This is a genomic window from Arthrobacter sp. CAN_A1 (genome assembly GCF_015751665.1).
Taxonomy (GTDB): Bacteria; Actinomycetota; Actinomycetes; order Actinomycetales; family Micrococcaceae; genus Arthrobacter_D.
The window spans coordinates 96294-115391 of record NZ_JADOUR010000005.1 but is presented as its reverse complement, the minus strand read 5'-3'; the positions used below and the strand labels follow the sequence as shown (position 1 = coordinate 115391).

Below are 19098 nucleotides of genomic sequence, written 5' to 3'. Positions count from 1 at the left end.
ATCTTCAGCCGTGGGGCTCATTTCTTTCTGGAGGAATTTTGAAGAACTCACAGCGCACCACTACGCGCCTCAACAACAAAACGGCTCTGTCAGCCGCGATGCTCGGTGTCTCCGCTCTGCTGCTCGCCGGTTGCGGCGCGGCGCCAGAGGAGCCAGCAGGCTCATCGGATGCCAGCGGCGGAGCGACCGAAGCGACGGTCGACTACACCGGCTGCATCGTCTCCGACTCCGGTGGATTCGACGACCAGTCGTTCAACCAGTCCAGCTACGAGGGAATCACCGCGGCCCAGGAGAACCTCGGCATTGAGGTTCGCGAAGCCGAATCCCAGGCTGAGACCGACTTCGGCCCCAACGTCAACTCGATGGTCACCAGCGGTTGCGACCTGATAGTCACCGTCGGTTTCCTGCTTTCGGCAACCACCGCCGAAGCAGCCGAAGCCAACCCTGACACCAACTTCGCCATCGTCGATGACAACCAGGTCGACCTTCCGAACGTCAAGCCGATCATCTATGACACGGCCCAGGCCGCGTTCCTGGCAGGCTACGCCGCAGCAGGCACCACCGAAACCGGCACCGTTGCCACCTACGGTGGCATCCAGATCCCCACCGTCACCATTTTCATGGACGGCTTCGCCGACGGCGTCGCTTACTACAACGAGCAGAAGGACGCCGACGTCGAGCTGCTCGGCTGGGACAAGGAAGCCCAGACCGGCACCTTCACCGGCGACTTCGAGTCACTCGCCAACGGAAAAACCAACACCGAAAACTTCATCAACGAAGGCGCCGACATCATCATGCCGGTCGCCGGCCCAGTGGGCGTTGGCACCATCGAAGCAGTCGAGGAAGCCAACGCCGACGGCGCCAACGCCAAGGTCATCTGGGTTGACTCCGACGGGTTCCTGACCGTCAACGCAGGCAACGAGTTCATCCTGACCTCCGTCATGAAGCTGATGGGCGAAGCAGTCGAAGAGGTCATCAGCACCGACGTCGACGGCAACTTCGACAACGCGCCGTACGTGGGGACCCTGGAAAACGGTGGAGTAGCGCTCGCGCCATTCCACGACCAGGAGGAGTCAGTCTCCGACGAGCTGAAGGCTGAACTGGAAGAAATCCAGGCTGGCATCATCTCGGGCGACATCACTGTGGAATCTGACGCCAGCCCACAGCAGTAACAGCTCTGGCATAACGCGCCGCCGCCCCGCGTGAGGGTATATCCGCACACGGGGCTGGCGGCGCGTTTTGCGTTTAGGCTGGTGTCCAGCAAAGAATCTTATCGACCTCCCACCGGCCATTGCCGTTGTAGTGGTCCCGATCCAGAACAGGTGGTTGGAGTCCGTTGTTGCTCGAACTGCAGGGAATAACAAAGAGGTTTGGCACCCTGGTGGCGAACGACTCCATCGACCTCATCGTCAAGCCTGGCGAAGTGCACTGTCTGCTCGGCGAGAACGGCGCAGGCAAATCCACGCTCATGAACGTCCTCTACGGACTGTATGAACCCACCGAGGGCAGCATCCTGCTCGACGGCAAGCCCGTCACCTTCAGAGGCCCCGGCGACGCCATGGCAGCAGGGATCGGCATGGTGCACCAGCACTTCATGCTCATCCCCGTCTTCACCGTCGCTGAAAACGTTGCGCTCGGTGACGAGTTCACCCGCGCCGGCGGCCTCCTTGACCTCGAAAAAACCCGCGCCAAAATACGGGCCATCTCCGACCGGTATGGGTTCGACGTCGATCCTGACGCCCTGATCGAAGACCTCCCGGTCGGAGTGCAGCAGCGGGTCGAAATTATCAAGGCGCTGGTCCGTAACGCCAGTGTCCTGATCCTGGACGAGCCCACCGCCGTCCTGACCCCGCAGGAAACCGACGAACTCATCGACATCATTGGCCAGCTCAAGGCTGCCGGTACGGCAATCGTTTTCATCTCCCACAAACTGCGGGAGGTCCGCGCCGTATCCGATGTGATCACCGTGATCCGCCGCGGCGCCGTGGTCGGCAGCGTTGATCCCGCCACCAGCACCACCGATCTGGCTAACATGATGGTGGGCCGACAGGTGAGCCTGAGCCTGAACAAGGCGCCCGCGCAGCCGGGGGAGCGTACCTTCCAGGTCAAGAACCTCACCGTGCTCTCCGCCACCGGGCAACGCCTGGTCGACGACGTCACCTTCGACATTGCCCAGGGCGAGATCCTCGCCGTCGCCGGTGTCCAGGGCAACGGTCAAACCGAACTGACCGAAGCCATCCTGGGCCTGCAGCCCCATACCAGCGGATCAATCACCCTGAAGGGCACCGAGCTGATCGGGATGAAGGCCAAAGAGGTGATCCGGCAGGGTGTCGGTTTTGTTCCCGAGGACCGGAAGGTCGACGGGCTCGTCGGCACCTTCTCGGTTGCCGAGAACCTGATCCTCAACTGGTACAACGAGCCGCCCTTCGCCAAGGGCGTGGCCATGAAGCCCTCGGTGGTCCTCGCCAACGCGACAGCGAAAATCGCCGAGTATGACGTGCGCACCCAGTCGCCTGAATCGGCTGTCGGCACACTGTCGGGCGGCAACCAGCAGAAGGTGGTGCTGGCCCGCGAACTGTCCCGGCCACTGAACCTGTTCATCGCCTCGCAGCCGACCCGCGGGGTCGACGTCGGCTCCATCGAGTTCCTGCACAAACGCATCGTTCAGGAGCGCGACGGCGGCACGCCAGTCATGATCGTCTCGACTGAACTGGACGAAATCAGTGAGCTGGCCGACCGGATTGCCGTGCTGCACCGCGGGAAACTGATGGGTGTGGTCCCCGGGAACACCACCCGCGACGTCCTTGGATTGATGATGGCCGGAATGACGGCGGACGAGGCCCTGGGCCAGTCCGCGGAGGAGAAATAATGAGTTCACAGCTGCAGCAGGGAGAAGGCTCCCGCAGCGTACTGCACCGGATCATGGGCGGAAGCTCTCTGGTGGCGTTGCTGGCCGTGGTGCTGTCCATGGTGTTGGGCGGTCTCCTGATCGCCGTCACCGACGAGCAGGTTGCCGAGACGTCGTCGTACTTCTTCAGCCGGCCCGGAGACATGCTGTCCGCCGCCTGGGAAGCAGCCAGCGGCGCGTACATCGCCCTGTTCCAGGGTGCCGTCTTCAACCCGGGTGCCGACACCATTGCGCAGGCGTTCCGCCCGTTCACTGAGACGCTCACCGTCGCCACCCCGCTCATCCTGGCGGGCCTCGGTGTCGCCATCGCGTTCCGCACCGGCCTGTTCAACATCGGCGCCCAGGGGCAGATCATCCTCGGCGCAACCTTCGCCGCCTGGGTCGGATTCACCCTCGACCTGCCGCCGGGCATCCACCTCCTCATTGCTGTGCTCGCCGGGTTCCTCGGCGGTGCGCTCTGGGGCTTCATCCCCGGCATTCTCAAGGCACGCACCGGGGCCCACGAGGTGATCGTGACGATCATGCTCAACTATGTGGCCGTCTACCTGGTGGCCTACCTCCTGTTCACCCCGGCGTTCCAGAACCCCGGCTCGTCGAACCCGATCAGCCCGCGGCTCGACGATTCGGCCTTGTTCCCGCTGCTCCTGGGCTCCGGTTTCCGCCTGCACCTGGGCTTCCTGGTGGCAGTCGCAGCAACCTACGGCGTGTGGTGGTTGCTGAACCGTTCGACAACCGGGTTCGAGCTCAGAGCTGTCGGCGCCAACCCCAACGCGGCACGCACTGCCGGGATCAGTGTCACCAAGGGCTACGTCGTCGTCATGATGATTGCCGGCGGACTTGCTGGCCTTGCCGGGGTGGCGCAGGTCGCCGGGACCGAGAAGGTCCTCACCGGCGGCATCGCGGCGAGCTTCGGTTTCGACGCCATCACCGTCGCCCTGCTGGGCCGGTCGCACCCCTGGGGCGTGTTCTTCGCCGGGCTGCTGTTCGGTGCCTTCCGCGCCGGCGGTGTCCAGATGCAAACCCAGACCGGCACGCCGATCGACATTGTGCTGGTGGTGCAGTCACTGATTGTGCTGTTCATCGCCGCACCACCCCTGGTCAAAGCGATCTTCAGGATTGACCAGAAAAAGAAGAAGACCAACAAACCCGATCAGTCCCCGGCGGACATCACCACCACGACGGCAGCTGGAGGAGTGGCGTGAGCGTTGCAACAGACACGCGGCCTGAGGGCCCGGCCCGGACCGCGACAGTGAAGAACTGGAAGGCGCCTATCGGCTTCGGCATTGGTGCCCTCGTCGCGCTGTTCGTCTTCGCCCTGGGCAGTCCATCGCAGACGGCAGTTTTCCGTGTCTCCAACGACTCGGACCGGTTCCGGCTCGCGGACGTGGCACTTCCCGCAGCGGGAGTCGGCTGGTTCACCGCCGTCGTACTCACCCTCATTGCGGTGTATGCGTTCCTGCAGGTGAGGAACGGCCGCCCGGTGAACCGGTGGATCCCGATCATCTATGGCGTGCTGTTCATGGTCGCCTTCCTTACCTGGGTGGTGGCCAGCGCCAACACCCCCAGCATCTCCCTGTCCGGACTCATCGCCGGATCAGTCACCCTCGCGATTCCCCTGATCTTCGGTTCGCTCTCCGGCGTGCTGTGCGAGCGGGTCGGCGTGGTGAACATCGCCATCGAAGGGCAGCTGCTCTCCGGCGCATTCGCTGCAGCCGTGGCAGCCTCGATTTCCGGGAACGCCTACGTCGGTCTGATCGCCGCAGCCTTCGCCGGCACCCTGGTTTCGGTGGTGCTCGCCGTCTTCAGCATCAAGTACTACGTCAACCAGATCATTGTCGGCGTGGTGCTGAACGTGCTGGTATCCGGGCTGACCGGGTTCCTCGCCTCGACGCTCCTGAACCGTGACCCGGCCACGTTCAACTCCCCGCCCAGCCTGCCGGTGATCAGCATCCCGCTCCTGTCCGATCTGCCCATCATCGGTGGAATCCTCTTCAGGCAGAGCATCGTCGGCTACCTGATGTACATCGCTGTCATCGTTATCTACGTGGGTCTGTTCCACACCAAGTGGGGGCTGCGGGTCAGGGCCGTCGGCGAGCACCCGCAGGCCGCCGACACCATGGGGATCAAGGTCAACGCGACCCGGTTCTGGAATGTCCTGCTCGGCGGCGCTGTCGCCGGCTTCGGTGGCGCCTTCTTCACCCTCGTCTCGGTGAGTTCCTTCTCCCGGGACATGACCGCCGGTGCAGGCTATATTGCCCTTGCGGCACTGATCTTCGGGCGCTGGAACCCGATCGGAGCGTTCTTCGCAGCTCTCCTGTTCGGCTTCTTCACCAACCTGCAGTACGTGCTCTCCATCGTGGGGACCTCGGTACCGAGCCAATTCATGGCCATGCTTCCGTACGTCGTCACCATCCTCGCCGTCGCCGGACTGGTCGGTCGTTCGCGGCCACCCGCTGCCGGCGGCACCCCATACATCAAGGAGTAGCCATGACCGCCGTCCCCACCGAGCGCGACCAGATTCCCTGGGAGCAGCTCACCGCCGCCGCCACCGAGGCGATGCGCCATGCCTACGTGCCGTACTCGAAGTTCCCGGTCGGCGCCGCAGCGCTGACCGACGACGGCCGGGTAGTCTCCGGGTGCAATGTGGAGAACGCCTCCTACGGGCTGACGCTGTGCGCCGAGTGTTCCCTGGTGAGCCAGTTGCAGATGACCGGCGGCGGGAAGCTTGTCGCGTTCAGTTGCGTTGACGGCAACGGCAACACCCTGATGCCGTGCGGCCGGTGCCGTCAGCTGCTGTACGAGTTCCGCGCCCCCGGCATGGTGCTCCTCACGGTCAGCGGCATCAAAACCATGGACGAAGTGCTGCCCGACGCCTTCGGGCCCGAGCACCTCCCCGACAACCACTAGGGCGCTCCCTGTGCAGCCCAGTTCGAAGCCACGAAGTAAAGGACACCCAGTACATGTCTGAGCAGTTCGACGCCGTCGACATCATCCGCGTCAAAAGGGACAACGGTACCCTCAGCCCGGAGCAAATCGACTGGACCATCGACGCCTACACCCGCGGCGCCATCGCTGATGAGCAGATGGCCGCCCTCAACATGGCGATCCTGCTCAACGGGATGGACCGCGCCGAGATCAGCCGATGGACGACGGCGATGATCGCCTCGGGCGAGCGCATGGACTTCTCGTCCCTGGGCAAGGCCACCAGCGATAAGCACTCGACCGGGGGAGTGGGCGACAAGATCACTCTGCCCCTGGCACCCCTGGTGGCGGTCTTTGGTGTTGCCGTCCCGCAACTGTCGGGGCGGGGCCTCGGCCACACCGGCGGCACGCTGGACAAGCTGGAGTCCATCCCCGGCTGGCGCGCGGACCTCAGCAACGACGAGATGATGCGACAGTTGGCTGACGTCGGAGCGGTGATCTGCGCTGCCGGTGCGGGCCTCGCCCCGGCCGACAAAAAGCTGTACGCGCTCCGTGACGTCACCGGCACCGTCGAAGCCATCCCGTTGATCGCTTCGTCCATCATGAGCAAGAAGATCGCCGAGGGCACCGGCTCGCTGGTCCTCGACGTCAAGGTGGGCAGCGGCGCGTTCATGAAGAACCTTGACCAGGCCCGCGAGCTGGCCAGCACCATGGTGGCGCTTGGCCTCGACGCGGGAGTCAACACTGTTGCCCTGCTCACCAATATGGCGACACCGCTGGGTCTTACCGCCGGTAACGCCATTGAGGTGCAGGAATCGGTTGAGGTGCTCGCCGGCGGCGGTCCGCAGGACGTGGTGGAGCTGACCGTCAGGCTGGCCGAGGAAATGCTCGCCTGCGCCGGGGTCCGGGACGCTGACCCGGCAGCAGCACTCAAGGACGGACGAGCCATGGACGTCTGGAACGCCATGATCGAAGCCCAGGGCGGAGACCCGCGCGCGGAGCTTCCCGTCGCCAGGGAATCGGAAACCGTGTACGCGCCAGCCGATGGCGTGCTGGTGGAACTCGATGCCCTGTCCGTCGGCATTGCCGCGTGGCGCCTCGGAGCGGGGCGTGCGCGCAAGGAAGACGCTGTCCAGGCCGGAGCGGGAATCCGGATGCACGCCAAGCCCGGTGCGTTGGTGCGCGCGGGGGAGCCACTGATGACCCTGCTCACCGATACGCCAGAGAAATTCGGACGGGCACGCGAGGCGCTGGAGGGCGCCGTCGTCATCGCCCCCGAAGGATCCCGGCCCGCCGCGCAGCTCATCCTGGACCGGATCGCCGAAGCCTAACCCCGAAGCCCTACCCACCCTGACGCCGCGCCGCCTGTTCCCCCACCCAGGTCCCCCTATGGGTGGACGCGGGCGGCGCAAAGATCAGCCGAACGGTCGACGCGGCGCCTACCCGCGGCACCCTAACGTTGGATTATCACAGCGACCGAACACTCCGGCACTGACCCAACCCACCGCCTACGTCGCGTAAACAGGGGTTGGGTCAGGGTCACCACCCATGGTGGCGACCCCCGCCGGATGGCATCGTGAGAACTGTCGAACAGCCAGCGAGCGGGATGAAGGGGGTGGGCCACACGTGGACTCGGTCATCACAGCCCTGAACGCGGTCAGCACCTTCATCCTCAGCACCGCGGAGCTACCCTGGGTCTATCTCCTGGTGTTCATCTGCTGCACCGTCGACGGGTTCTTTCCCCCTTTCCCCAGCGAATCGGTGGTGGTGGGCCTCGCCTCCCTCGTCCTCACCCAGGGTGTCCCCAACCCGTGGTTCCTGATCATCGCTGCGTGCCTTGGGGCATTCATCGGCGACAACATTGCCTATGCGATGGGACGGGCGATCGGCATCCACAGGTTCCGCTGGATGCGATCGGCCCGAATGCAACGCTCGTTCGGGTGGGCTGGGTATGAACTGCAGAAACGTGCCGCGTCGCTGATTCTCGTGGCCCGGTTCATCCCGATCGGACGCGTCGCCGTCAATCTCACGGCCGGTGCGACCGGGTACTCACGCCGACGCTTCGTCGCGTTGACCGCCCTCTCTGCTGTGGTGTGGTCGACCTACTCAGTAGGCATCGGCGTCGTCGCCGGCGCCTGGTTTGAGCACAATCATCTGCTCGGAGTAATGGTGGCCATCGGGATCGCCGTGATTCTTGGGATCGTCGTAGACCGGATCATTGCCGCCGTCCGTGGCTCAACGCCGATGCGTCCCGAGCAAACCCGGGTCCACTCGGACAGCCCATAGGCCACTCGGACAGCCGATAATTGTGTCTCCCACCAGTAGGACCGGCACCACACCTCGCGTAAGGTAAGTGAAGTGACTGAGCCAATCATCTCCCCAGCGACCGACCTTTCCTTCGACCTGCGGAGCCTGCCCAAGGTGTCCCTGCATGACCATCTCGACGGCGGTCTGCGCCCGTCCACCATCATCGAGCTAGCCGAAGCGGTGGGCCACCCGCTGCCCTCCACCGACGCCGTGGCCCTGGGCGAATGGTTCCGCGAATCAGCCAACTCCGGCTCGCTGGTCCGCTACCTTGAGACTTTCGACCACACCATCGCCGTGATGCAGACCCGTGACGGCCTGATCCGGGTAGCCCGCGAATTCGTGGAGGACCTTGCCGACGACGGCGTTGTCTACGGCGAAGTGCGCTGGGCGCCGGAACAGCACCTCACCCAGGGTCTGAGCCTCGACGACGCAGTTGAGGCGGTCCAGCAGGGCCTCGACGAGGGAGTCGACGCCGTCGTCGCCGGGGGCAGGGCCATCCAGGTGGGTCAACTGATTACCGCCATGCGGCACGCCGACCGCGGCCAGGAAATCGCCGAACTGGCCGTCAGGCACCGCGACAAGGGCGCCGTCGGCTTCGACATTGCCGGCGCCGAGGACGGGTTCCTGCCCTCCCGGTTCAAGGACGCCTTCACCTACCTGGCCGAACACCAGTTCCCCGTCACAGTGCATGCTGGCGAGGCCGCCGGCCTGGACAGCATCGTCGATGCGCTGGTGCACGGGCACGCGCTCCGCCTCGGTCACGGGGTCCGCATCGCCGAGGACATCGAGATTGAGTACGACGCCGAGAGCGACGAGCCGGAACTCGGCGTCGTCTCCCTGGGCCAGGTGGCCTCCTGGGTCCGGGACCGCGGCATTGTCCTTGAGGTGTGCCCCTCCTCGAACCTGCAGACCGGTGCGATCGCGGCGTTCGGCGGGGACATCGCCAGCCACCCTATCGACCTGCTGTTCCAGCTCGGGTTCAAGGTCACGGTCAACACCGACAACCGCCTGATGAGTGGGGTCACTCTGACCGATGAGTTTGACCTCCTCACTGAAACCTTCGACTACGACATGGATGACCTGTTGCAGCTGACCCTCAACGCGGTCGACGCGGCCTTCCTGCCGCTGGAGGACCGTGAGGCCCTGGCCGACTACATCACCGAAGGTTTTCTTCGCGCCGATGCCTGAGTCAGTACCGGGTCCCACCTCCCCGGCTGGCCAGCATCCGCTGGACCGGCTGGTGGAGGTGGTGGCCCAACTGCGGGAACACTGCCCGTGGATGGGCGCGCTCACTCACGCCTCACTGGTCGAGTATCTGGTGGAGGAATGCTATGAGCTGGTCGATGCCCTCGCCGCCTTCGACGCCGGTGATCCGGGGGAGGCCGGAGCGACCGGCCACCTGCGTGGGGAGTTGGGCGACGTCCTCCTGCAGGTGGTCCTGCACGCCCAGCTGCAACGCGAACAGGGCAGCTTCGACCTCTCGGCCGTGGTTGACGGGCTGACCCGGAAGATGATCCGGCGCAACCCTCACGTTTTCACCCCCGACGGCACGCTACAGGCGAGTTTCCCGGCAACCGTCGAGTCCATCATCGGCACCTGGCATCAGGTCAAGCGTGCCGAAGAACCGCAGCGCGCCGACCCGTTCCACGGCATCCCCACCCAGCTGCCAGCGCTGGCCCTGGCGGCGAAAACCCTCCGACGGACTGCTGAACCGGTGCCGGAGGCCGCTGGCCTGCCCACCGCGCCGCACACCGAGGAGGACCTCGGCGACCTGCTGTTGTCAGTGGTCCAGCAGGCCACCGCTGAGGGGCTGGACCCGGAGCGCGCCCTCCGGTCCGCGGTGCTCCGGCTCCAGCAGCGGGCCAGGCAAGCCGAGGACACGATCGGCGCCGGTGCCGCCGTTTCCACTAGGCTTGGGGGAGACCCCGTCACCGAGACCCCAACCCGGTCAGGTCAGCCCTGACCGGACGCATTGCGATTACCTATCCCCGGACCGAAGGAGCATTCCCATGGCCATCATTGACGCCATCCACGCACGTGAAATCCTTGATTCCCGCGGCAATCCCACCGTTGAGGTAGAGGTATTGCTCGACGACGACACGTTCGGCCGCGCAGCAGTTCCCTCCGGCGCCTCCACCGGTGCTTTCGAAGCCAACGAACGCCGGGACGGCGACAAGGCACGCTACCTCGGCAAGGGCGTTCTGCAGGCCGTCGAAGCAGTGATCGAACAGATCCAGCCTGCACTCCTCGGTTTCGACGCGACCGACCAGCGAGCCATCGACCAGGCCATGATCGACCTTGACGGCACCGAGAACAAGTCGAGCCTTGGCGCCAATTCGATGCTGGGCGTGTCACTGGCCATCGCCCGCGCCGCCGCCGAATCATCGAAGCTGCCGCTCTACCGCTACCTCGGCGGCCCCAACGCCCATGTCCTTCCTGTCCCCTTGATGAACATCCTCAACGGCGGCTCCCACGCCGACTCCGACGTCGACGTCCAGGAGTTCATGATTGTCCCCCTCGGTGCCGAGTCCTTCTCCGAAGGCCTCCGCTGGGGTGTCGAGGTGTACCACGAGCTGAAGTCAGTGCTCAAGGAGCAGGGCCTGGCCACCGGACTCGGCGACGAGGGCGGATTCGCTCCGAACCTGCCATCCAACCGGGCGGCCCTTGACCTGATCACCACCGCCATCAAGCGCGCCGGCTACACGCCGGGCAAGGACATTGCGCTGGCACTGGATGTCGCAGCATCGGAGTTCTACACCGACGGCGCGTACCACTTCGAGGGCAAGGCCCGGACCACTGCGGAGATGAACACGTACTATGGCGAACTGGTCCGCGACTACCCGCTGGTCTCCATCGAAGATCCCCTGGATGAGGAGGACTGGGAGGGCTGGAAGGCATTGACCGAGCAGATCGGTTCAAAGGTCCAGCTCGTTGGCGACGACCTCTTCGTCACCAACCCGGTGCGCCTCGCCCGGGGTATCGACGCCGACACCGCCAACTCGCTGCTTGTGAAGGTCAACCAGATCGGTACGCTCACCGAAACGCTTGACGCAATCTCCCTTGCCCAGCGCTCCGGGTACACGACCATCACCTCCCACCGGTCGGGTGAAACCGAGGACACCACCATCGCCGACATCTGCGTGGCAACCAACGCCGGGCAAATCAAGACCGGCGCTCCGGCGCGGTCCGAGCGGGTCGCCAAGTACAACCAGTTGCTGCGGATCGAGGAAGAGCTCGACGACGCCGCACGCTACGCAGGACGTGGCGCCTTCCCGCGTTTCACAGCCTAGTTACCAGCAGCGGCGGTTACCCTCGTTAACAGGGATGGCCCACCGGCCACTTATCCCTGACCGAGGATTTAGAGGAGTTTGGATGTCGACCCGCCGCCCCAAGGTGCCGCGCAGCGCTGGTCCTCGGATGCCATTATCCCCAGCATCCGAGGACCAGCACCGCGAACCCCGGGCCCGGCCCCCGGTGCGGCCGGCCCCGAAAGCTGCAGCCTCCGGTGCTGCCAAAGCCCCACGCTCCACCGGTCCTGCCAAAGCCCCACGCGCCACCGCGGTGCCCCCGGCGGCTGCTCCGTTGACTCCCTCCGAAGCGCGGGCCCAGCAACGGCTGCAGCTGGCCGGAGCCATTCGGCGTGCACGCCAGCCGTTCAAGCGGGAAACGCCAGCCATCGTCCCGGCCGAGGATGCCAAGCCGATCCCGGCCAAGTCCTTCTCCGGCCGGCTTCTGGCGTTGGCCGTAGTGCTGGTGACCATCACGGTGCTGCTGGCACCGTCAGTGCGCACCTACCTCCTCCAGCAGGGCGAACTTAACACCCTGCGAGACGAGATCGCGGCACTCGAGCAAACCCAGGTCGAGTCCCAGCAGCAACTTGCCCGGTGGGAGGACCCGGCCTACATCAAGGCACAGGCCCGTGAACGGATCTTCCTGGTCATGCCCGGAGAAACCCGGTACGTGGTGGTCGGCGACACCGCACCCGGCGAGGAAGCAGTGGGATCCTCAGGCGACGCCCCGCAGGACCTACCGTGGGTCGACGCGCTGTGGGACTCAATCGAACGTTCGGCAACCGATTCCTAGCCTCACGGTCACCCCGGGACGCCCGCGCCCCGCCCCTACTCCAGCCCTCCATCACGAAAGGTAGGACCCCGCATGGATTCTGCGCCCAGCACCGAGCTGACTCCGTCTGACCTTGACACCCTCAGCCGCCAGCTCGGCCGACCCGTGCGCGATGTTGTGGAGATCGGTGCCCGCTGCATCTGCGGCAACCCGCTGGTGGCCACCACCGCCCCCCGGCTGTCCAACGGCATTCCCTTTCCCACCACCTACTACCTGACCCACCCGATCATTACGGCAGCGGTGTCCCGCCTCGAAGCGTCGGGCCTGATGGCGGAGATGACCGAACGGCTGGAACGCGACCCGGTGCTCGCAAAGACCTACGAGGCGGCCCACCAGCACTACCTGCAGGTCAGGAAGGCCATCGGCGACCGGTCAGGGACTGGTCCGGTGCCGGAAATCGATGGTGTATCGGCGGGGGGAATGCCCACCCGGGTGAAGTGTCTGCACGTCCTGGTTGGCCATTCGCTCGCCGCCGGTCCCGGCGTCAACCCGCTCGGTGATGAAGCCATTGCTGGCATTGCACAGTGGTGGACCCGCGACGCCTGCTACTGCGCGGGGGCCTGGGACACCGAGGGCTCTACCCCCGACCGGGAACTGAGCCGGCATACCCGCACCCAGGGTCTCACCCCCGGGGAACTGGAGACCAAACGGGCCAACCGCCGTCTGGCCGCCGATGCTGCCGCCGGAACCACCACAGCACCCACTACAGAAACCACCAGACCGGAGCGGCCCTGATGCGTACAGCTGCGATTGACTGCGGGACCAACTCGATCAGGCTCCTCATTGCCGACGTCGACGACGACGGCCGGACACTCACCGACGTCGTCCGCCTCATGCGGGTGGTCAGGCTGGGCGAAGGCGTTGACACTACCGGACGGCTATCCGACGCCGCGCTGGAACGCACCTTCGCCGCCGCCCGCGAGTACGCGAAGCTGATCCAGCAGCACGGCGCGGACCGGGTCCGGTTCGTCGCCACGTCGGCAACGCGTGACGCTGAAAACCGGGAAGAATTCGCCGCCGGGATCCGTGAACTGCTGGGCGTGAGCCCCGAGGTGGTCAGTGGTGACGAGGAAGCGGGGCTGTCCTTCGACGGCGCTCTCAGCGTGTTGTCGCCGGCGGTGGCAGATGCCGGGGAATCGCTCGTCCTCGTCGTCGACCTGGGCGGCGGAAGCACTGAGTTCGTCGTCGGTAACGCCGGCGGCGTCGTGGCCTCACGCAGTATGAACATGGGATGCGTGCGCTTCACCGAGCGGTACCTCGCCTCGGACCCGCCCACCCCCGGGGAGATCGCCACCATGGAAGCGGAAGTGCGGCGACTGGTCGCTGAGGCGGCGCTCGACGTCCCTTTCAGCAAGGTCACCGAGGTGATTGGCGTGGCGGGCAGTATCACCACCATCACCGCTCACGCGCTGGGCCTGCCCGAGTACCGGTCAGCCGACATTCATGGAGCCGAGCTGCCCCAGGAACGGGTCTGGGACGCTGCCTCCGAGCTGTTGGGGATGAGCCGTGACCGGCGTGCCGACCTGCCATACATGCATCCCGGACGCGTTGACGTTATCGGGGCCGGAGCGCTGATCTGGCGGACCATCACCGCGCACCTGATGGCCGCCACCGACGGCAGGGTGGCAACCTTCATCGCCAGCGAACACGATATTCTTGACGGAATTGCCCTCGGCGAGACCAGGAAAGTTAACAAGTGACCAGCTCTCGCGGTGCACTCAGTAGCCGGCTGCGCGCCACCGCCTGCCTGGTGGGGGTTGCCGTGGCCACCGCTCTCCTGCCCGCGGCGCCGGCAGCGGCCGACGACCTGCGGGAACGCGAGTACTGGCTTGAGGATTACGGGATTGTCGAGGCCTGGGAGACCACCAAGGGCGAGGGCGTCCGCGTTGCTGTGATTGATAGTGGCGTCGACGGCTCGCACCCCGATCTGGACGGTGTGGTGGTGGGCGGTACCGACGTCTCAGGGTCCGGGCAGCCCGACGGTCAGCTCGGGATCGGCGAGGTAGCCGAGCACGGCACGCTGGTCGCCAGCCTGTTGGCTGGGCGGGGCCATCTTCCCGACCCGCCACCGAGCCCCTCTCCGTCACCCGACGATGACGGGGCGGATGAGGGCTCGGATCAGGAAACCCCGTCGCCGGAACCTGTTGCGACCACCGGGCCGGACACCTACGGGCGCGGGGCGGACGGCATTGTGGGGGTTGCCCCGGAGTCCGAACTTCTTGCCGTCTCTGTCTGGATCGAGGGCGAGACCAAGGGGCCCAACCCTGCGGGAATCAGCATCGACACCCAAATCCCCAACGCTGTGCGCTGGGCGGTGGACAATGGTGCCCAGGTCATCAACATGTCGCTGGGAAGCACCTCGCCCACCTGGCCCGAAAGCTGGGATGAAGCGTTCCTGTATGCCGAGCAAAACGATGTGGTGATCGTTGCAGCTGCCGGTAACCGTGCCGGGGGTTCCCTGCAGGTCGGTGCTCCGGCCACGATGCCGGGAGTCCTCGCCGTCGCTGGCCTGGACCGGGAGGGCGAAGCAAGCCGCGAATCATCCTCGGAGGGAATCAGTATCGGGGTGGCCGCTCCCGCTGAGAATCTCGTAGGAGCACTTCCCGGCGGTGTATACGCCGACTGGTCAGGCAGCTCGGGAGCTGCACCCCTGGTCGCCGGAACAGCCGCGCTGATCCGATCAAAATATCCTGACCTTTCCGCGGCCCAGGTGGTCAACCGGATCCTGCTGACGGCCCAGGACGCCGGAGCGGAAGGTGCTGAACGGGACACCATCTACGGGTACGGTATCCTCGACGTCGCTGCGGCAGTCAATGACGACCTTGCCGTCCCCGAGGAAAACCTTCTCGGCAGCATGGCGGAATTCATCGAGATCTACCGCAGGGGCGCACCGGCTCCACCCCCGGAACCTGACGCGCCCACCAGCGAGGCTACCGCCGTCGACATCCCTGAACCCGAGGTGCCGGTCGCCGAAGACCCATCGGCTACGTCCGGGGGGCTACCGGCGGCCATTGTGCTGGGATTCGCCGGGCTGATCGTCGTGGTGCTCGGCGCCGGAACTGTCGCGGTGCTGCGCGCCCGACGGTCAGCGCTGGCCAATCCGGACGACGATAGCGCCGATACTGACTCTCTCGACACGGCCGCTCCCCGCGCCTGACCAGCCCGCCGGAAGCCGGGTTTCCGAAGGTGACGTAAAGTTAGTGAAGATTTTCACAAAGTCCGGTACCATCGAGGCATGGCACTGAATCAACAGTTCTCCGATCGTCCGCGCATCCTTGTAGTCGGTGGCGGCTACGTTGGTCTTTATGTGGCCCACAAGCTGCAGAAAAAGATCAAGTCCCACGGTGGCATTGTCACCCTGGTGGACCCGCTGCCCTACATGACCTACCAGCCCTTCCTTCCCGAGGTGGCCGGTGGCAACATTGAGGCCCGCCACGCTGTGGTGTCGCACCGCACCCACCTCAAGCAGACCGAGCTGATCACCGGCAAGGTCACCAGCATTGACCACGCCAGCCGCACTGCGACGATCGCCCCTGCCGACGGCGGCGAGCCGTTCGAGCTGACGTACCGCGACGTCGTCATGGCAGCGGGCTCCATCACCAGGACGTTCCCGATCGACGGTCTCAAGGACCAGGGAATTGGGTTGAAGACCATCGAGGAAGCGGTCGCCCTGCGCAACCAGCTCCTCGAGCGCATTGAGACCGCGTCGCTGATGGCTGCCGGCCCCGAGCGGGACCGGGCACTGACCTTCGTCGTCGTCGGCGGCGGTTTTGCGGGCATTGAGACCATCACCGAAATTGAAGACCTTGCCCGCGCTGCTGTCAGGAAGAACGACCGCCTTGAGCACTCGGACCTGAGGTTCGTCATGGTGGAGGCCATGGGCAGGATCATGCCGGAGGTCACCGAGTCCCAGGCAGTGTGGGTGGTTGCCCACCTGCGGTCCCGTGGCATCCAGGTGCTGCTGAACACCTCGCTGGCCAGTGCAGTGGACGGCCGGCTGAAGCTCATCAATATGCCGGACAAGACTCCTGCCGACGAGTTCGAGACTGACACGTTGATCTGGACCGCAGGTGTGCAGGCGAATCCGATGGTCAGGTCCTCCGACTTCCCCATCGACGAGCGTGGGCGCATTCGCGCCAACGCCGAACTGCGCATCACCGGCGACAACGGCCCCCTTGAGAACGCCTGGACCGCAGGAGACGTCTCTGCGGTTCCTGACCTGACCGGCGGCGGCGTCGGCGGGTTCTGCGTTCCGAACGCCCAGCACGCTGTGCGTCAGGCCAAACTCCTCGCGAAGAACATCTATGCGCAGAACAACGGAGTGGGCCGGGTCAAGGAATACAAGCACAAGAACCTCGGCGCTGTTGCTGGCTTTGGCCAGTACAAGGGTGTTGCCAACATTATGGGATTCGGCATGCGCGGTCTCCCTGCCTGGCTGGCACACCGCGGGTACCACGGCATGGCAATGCCCATGTTCGAGCGCAAGTTCAGGGTGGTCATCAGCTGGATTCTGAGCTTCGTCTTCGGTCGCGATACCACCCAGCTGATGGATCTGCAGACTCCCAAGCGCCAGTTCCGTGAGGCTGCTACCCCGCCGCCGCGGAAGGTCGAGGCTCCGGCCAGTTCGGCTCCGGCCAGTTCGGGCGCCGCCAAGAGCGACTCCTATAGTGAGTCCGCCAAAAGCTAGACCCCGCGTCACCCACCCCGCATCACCCACCCCCTTCGCCGATCGTGAGATCTGGCGAAGGGGGTTTTTGGGTTTGAGCTTCGTTCTAGGACGGTCATGCCGCACCCATTGGTTCGCGACTAACCTTGGCGGAATGAACCTCCCGATTCGCCTGGGGACCGCGAGCGGGGTGGCGGCGCCGGATCCGTCCTGGGCCGACTACTTCATGATCAGGGCCCTCGATGGCGCCAGCATAGCCTAGGGGACATTCACCTACGCGAGGCCGTTCACGCGGCTCTGACAGCGTCCCGAGGGACCTTCACCGCGGCATCCGGATCACACCCTCGCCCACGATCACGTATTCTGAGGGAGACGCTTCAGTCCGTCACGCCCCAGTAGCCCAATGGCAGAGGCACCAGACTTAAAATCTGTTCAGTGTCAGTTCGAGTCTGACCTGGGGCACAGTAACCCCCGTTTGACGACGGTGATTTCATCGTCGTTGTACCCCTCTGTGGCGAGCGTTACAAGGATGTGACCGTAATTGCTTAGTTTCGACACATTTTTGCATTAGCTTTTCTACATACCAGGAACACCTGGTGATCGCATCAAAGGCACAGAATGCCTTTCGGTCGAGGAGAAAACATACATGACTGCAACACGCAACTCCGTGCGGTTCGGCATTGGGGACAATGCACCGCGCGTGGCGAAGGTCGCTGCCCTGGGGCTGGGCATCGCGCTCTTCGCATCTGCCTGCGGCGGATCGACTCCTGAAGGAGACGGCGGCGAAACCTCAGCCGCACCCGCCGCAACCGGGCTTAGCTGCCCGGAGAGCCAGGGCGGCGAAGCGCCCGAGGCCAACCCGAAGGGGGACCCGTCCGCTGTCCCTGAGGCCACTAGCACTACTGACACACCATTGATCCTCGGATCCATCCTCCCAACCACTGGCGCACTGGCGTTCCTCGGCCCACCCGAAATTGCAGGCACCAACCTCGCGGTTCAGGAGATCAACGAGGCCGGCGGCGTTTTGGGCGCGGATGTTGAGATCGTCCATCGTGACTCGGGTGACACGACAACTGACATCGCCACCCAGTCCGTCACCGATCTGCTCTCCCAGGACGTCAGCGCCATCATCGGTGCGGCATCGTCTGGCGTATCGCAGACTGTGATCAACCAGATCACTGGTGCTGGGGTACTCCAGATGTCCCCGGCCAACACCTCGCCAGACTTCACTGACTGGGACGACGACGGCCTGTACTGGCGCACTGCGCCTTCTGACGTACTGCAGGGCCGGGTGCTGGGTAACTACATTATGGAATGTGGTGCACAGACGGTCGGCATGGTCGTCCTGAACGATGCCTATGGCACCGGGCTGGAAGCCAGCGTTACCGAAGCAGTTGAAGGCGCAGGTGGCCAGGTGGTCGCGAGCGAAATGTTCAACGAGGGTGACTCGCAGTTCAGCAGCCAGGTCGACGCAGTGGTAGCTGCCGAGCCCGATGCGATTGTGGTTATCAGCTTCGACCAGGCGACCAGCATCGTTCCACTGCTGACCCAGCAGGGCGTGGACCCGACCACCATGTTCTTTGTTGACGGCAACACCGCCGACTACAGCGAAGACCTTGATCCGGGCACCATGGAAGGCGCTCAGGGCACCCAGCCCGGCTCCTTCGCGGGCGACGAGTTCCGCGCCTCACTGGCGGAAATCGACCCAGCGCTCACTGTCTGGAACTACGCAGGTGAAAGCTACGACTCAGTCAACCTGATCGCTCTGGCTGCCGAGGCAGCGGGTGCCACAGACGGCCCGTCAATCGCCGCTGAGCTTGAAGGCGTCTCCAAGGATGGCGAGAAGTGCTTTGACTTCGCAGGCTGTGTCACGCTGCTTCGCGACGGTGGAGACATCGACTACGACGGTATCTCCGGTCCGATCACATTCGACGAAAACGGTGATCCTACCGAGGCATTCATCGGGATCTACGCGTTCGACGAGAACAACACTCCTCAGCCGAGCCGCTCCGAAGCTGGATCACTCTAAGCAGACTAGTCAGTTCAACTGAACGAACCAGCTCCACACTCGCACCACAAACGGTCGTTGCACCTCCCGCACTATGGGGAGGTGCAACGACCGTTTTGCTGCGCCGAGGAGTGAGCTCCGGTGGATCTGCAGGGGTGTCATGTC

Annotated in this window: 16 protein-coding genes and 1 tRNA gene; all 17 read left to right on the top strand. The window is 64.8% G+C overall.

Annotated features, from left to right (window positions below; genetic code table 11):
* Nucleotides 1–38 precede the first annotated feature (38 nt).
* The 17 genes from IWX62_RS07705 (at nt 39) to IWX62_RS07625 (ending at nt 18954) form a co-directional block, all read left to right on the top strand.
* Entirely contained in the window at nt 39–1172 is a 1134-nt protein-coding gene (locus IWX62_RS07705; RefSeq protein ID WP_442859246.1) for a BMP family lipoprotein, read from the top strand.
* Between the two features lie 164 nt (nt 1173–1336).
* On the top strand, nt 1337–2869 hold the full coding sequence (locus IWX62_RS07700) for an ABC transporter ATP-binding protein (protein ID WP_196840779.1): 1533 nt from the start codon (nt 1337–1339) through the stop codon (nt 2867–2869).
* Entirely contained in the window at nt 2869–4110 is a 1242-nt protein-coding gene (locus IWX62_RS07695) for an ABC transporter permease (RefSeq protein WP_196840778.1), read from the top strand. The genes IWX62_RS07700 and IWX62_RS07695 overlap by 1 nt, the downstream gene beginning before the upstream one ends.
* Nucleotides 4107–5393 (top strand): ABC transporter permease, encoded by a 1287-nt coding sequence (locus tag IWX62_RS07690; protein WP_196840777.1) that lies wholly within the window; start codon nt 4107–4109, stop codon nt 5391–5393. The genes IWX62_RS07695 and IWX62_RS07690 overlap by 4 nt, the downstream gene beginning before the upstream one ends.
* Nucleotides 5394–5395: 2 nt before the next feature.
* Nucleotides 5396–5815, top strand: a complete 420-nt coding sequence (locus tag IWX62_RS07685; protein ID WP_196840776.1) for a cytidine deaminase — start codon at nt 5396–5398, stop codon at nt 5813–5815.
* Nucleotides 5816–5868: 53 nt separating this feature from the next.
* Nucleotides 5869–7161, top strand: coding sequence for a thymidine phosphorylase (locus IWX62_RS07680; RefSeq protein ID WP_196840775.1), 1293 nt, complete (start codon nt 5869–5871; stop codon nt 7159–7161).
* Nucleotides 7162–7477: 316 nt separating this feature from the next.
* Nucleotides 7478–8116, top strand: coding sequence for a DedA family protein (locus tag IWX62_RS07675; RefSeq protein ID WP_196840939.1), 639 nt, complete (start codon nt 7478–7480; stop codon nt 8114–8116).
* Between the two features lie 72 nt (nt 8117–8188).
* Nucleotides 8189–9325 carry an adenosine deaminase gene (locus IWX62_RS07670; RefSeq protein WP_196840774.1) on the top strand — a complete coding sequence of 379 codons (1137 nt, stop codon included), beginning with the start codon at nt 8189–8191 and terminating at the stop codon, nt 9323–9325.
* A complete protein-coding gene (locus IWX62_RS07665) occupies nt 9318–10100 on the top strand; it encodes a MazG nucleotide pyrophosphohydrolase domain-containing protein (protein ID WP_333483278.1) in 783 nt (260 codons plus the stop codon). Before IWX62_RS07670 ends, IWX62_RS07665 begins: the two co-directional genes overlap by 8 nt.
* Nucleotides 10101–10146: 46 nt before the next feature.
* Nucleotides 10147–11427 (top strand): phosphopyruvate hydratase, encoded by a 1281-nt coding sequence (eno, locus tag IWX62_RS07660; protein ID WP_196840773.1) that lies wholly within the window; start codon nt 10147–10149, stop codon nt 11425–11427.
* An 82-nt stretch (nt 11428–11509) separates the two neighbouring features.
* Nucleotides 11510–12220 carry an FtsB family cell division protein gene (locus IWX62_RS16245; protein ID WP_333483277.1) on the top strand — a complete coding sequence of 237 codons (711 nt, stop codon included), beginning with the start codon at nt 11510–11512 and terminating at the stop codon, nt 12218–12220.
* 72 nt (nt 12221–12292) lie between these two features.
* A complete protein-coding gene (locus IWX62_RS07650; protein WP_196840772.1) occupies nt 12293–12994 on the top strand; it encodes a DUF501 domain-containing protein in 702 nt (233 codons plus the stop codon).
* Nucleotides 12991–13959 carry a Ppx/GppA phosphatase family protein gene (locus IWX62_RS07645; RefSeq protein ID WP_196840933.1) on the top strand — a complete coding sequence of 323 codons (969 nt, stop codon included), beginning with the start codon at nt 12991–12993 and terminating at the stop codon, nt 13957–13959. Before IWX62_RS07650 ends, IWX62_RS07645 begins: the two co-directional genes overlap by 4 nt.
* Complete coding sequence (locus IWX62_RS07640) at nt 13956–15416, top strand: S8 family serine peptidase (protein ID WP_196840771.1); 1461 nt, start codon at nt 13956–13958, stop codon at nt 15414–15416. The genes IWX62_RS07645 and IWX62_RS07640 overlap by 4 nt, the downstream gene beginning before the upstream one ends.
* A 78-nt stretch (nt 15417–15494) precedes the next feature.
* Nucleotides 15495–16946, top strand: coding sequence for an NAD(P)/FAD-dependent oxidoreductase (locus IWX62_RS07635; protein WP_196840770.1), 1452 nt, complete (start codon nt 15495–15497; stop codon nt 16944–16946).
* Between the two features lie 368 nt (nt 16947–17314).
* A tRNA-Leu gene (locus IWX62_RS07630) sits at nt 17315–17387 on the top strand.
* 184 nt (nt 17388–17571) lie between these two features.
* Nucleotides 17572–18954, top strand: a complete 1383-nt coding sequence (locus IWX62_RS07625; RefSeq protein ID WP_196840769.1) for an ABC transporter substrate-binding protein — start codon at nt 17572–17574, stop codon at nt 18952–18954.
* The last annotated feature ends 144 nt before the right edge of the window (nt 18955–19098 follow it).

Coding starts and splice junctions, on each gene's coding strand:
- IWX62_RS07695 (WP_196840778.1), top strand. CDS start 2,869: ATGAGTTCACAGCTGCAGCAGGGAGAAGGCTCCCGCAGCGTACTGCAC.
- IWX62_RS07685 (WP_196840776.1), top strand. CDS start 5,396: ATGACCGCCGTCCCCACCGAGCGCGACCAGATTCCCTGGGAGCAGCTC.
- IWX62_RS07680 (WP_196840775.1), top strand. CDS start 5,869: ATGTCTGAGCAGTTCGACGCCGTCGACATCATCCGCGTCAAAAGGGAC.
- IWX62_RS07665 (WP_333483278.1), top strand. CDS start 9,318: ATGCCTGAGTCAGTACCGGGTCCCACCTCCCCGGCTGGCCAGCATCCG.
- eno (WP_196840773.1), top strand. CDS start 10,147: ATGGCCATCATTGACGCCATCCACGCACGTGAAATCCTTGATTCCCGC.
- IWX62_RS16245 (WP_333483277.1), top strand. CDS start 11,510: ATGTCGACCCGCCGCCCCAAGGTGCCGCGCAGCGCTGGTCCTCGGATG.
- IWX62_RS07650 (WP_196840772.1), top strand. CDS start 12,293: ATGGATTCTGCGCCCAGCACCGAGCTGACTCCGTCTGACCTTGACACC.
- IWX62_RS07635 (WP_196840770.1), top strand. CDS start 15,495: ATGGCACTGAATCAACAGTTCTCCGATCGTCCGCGCATCCTTGTAGTC.
- IWX62_RS07625 (WP_196840769.1), top strand. CDS start 17,572: ATGACTGCAACACGCAACTCCGTGCGGTTCGGCATTGGGGACAATGCA.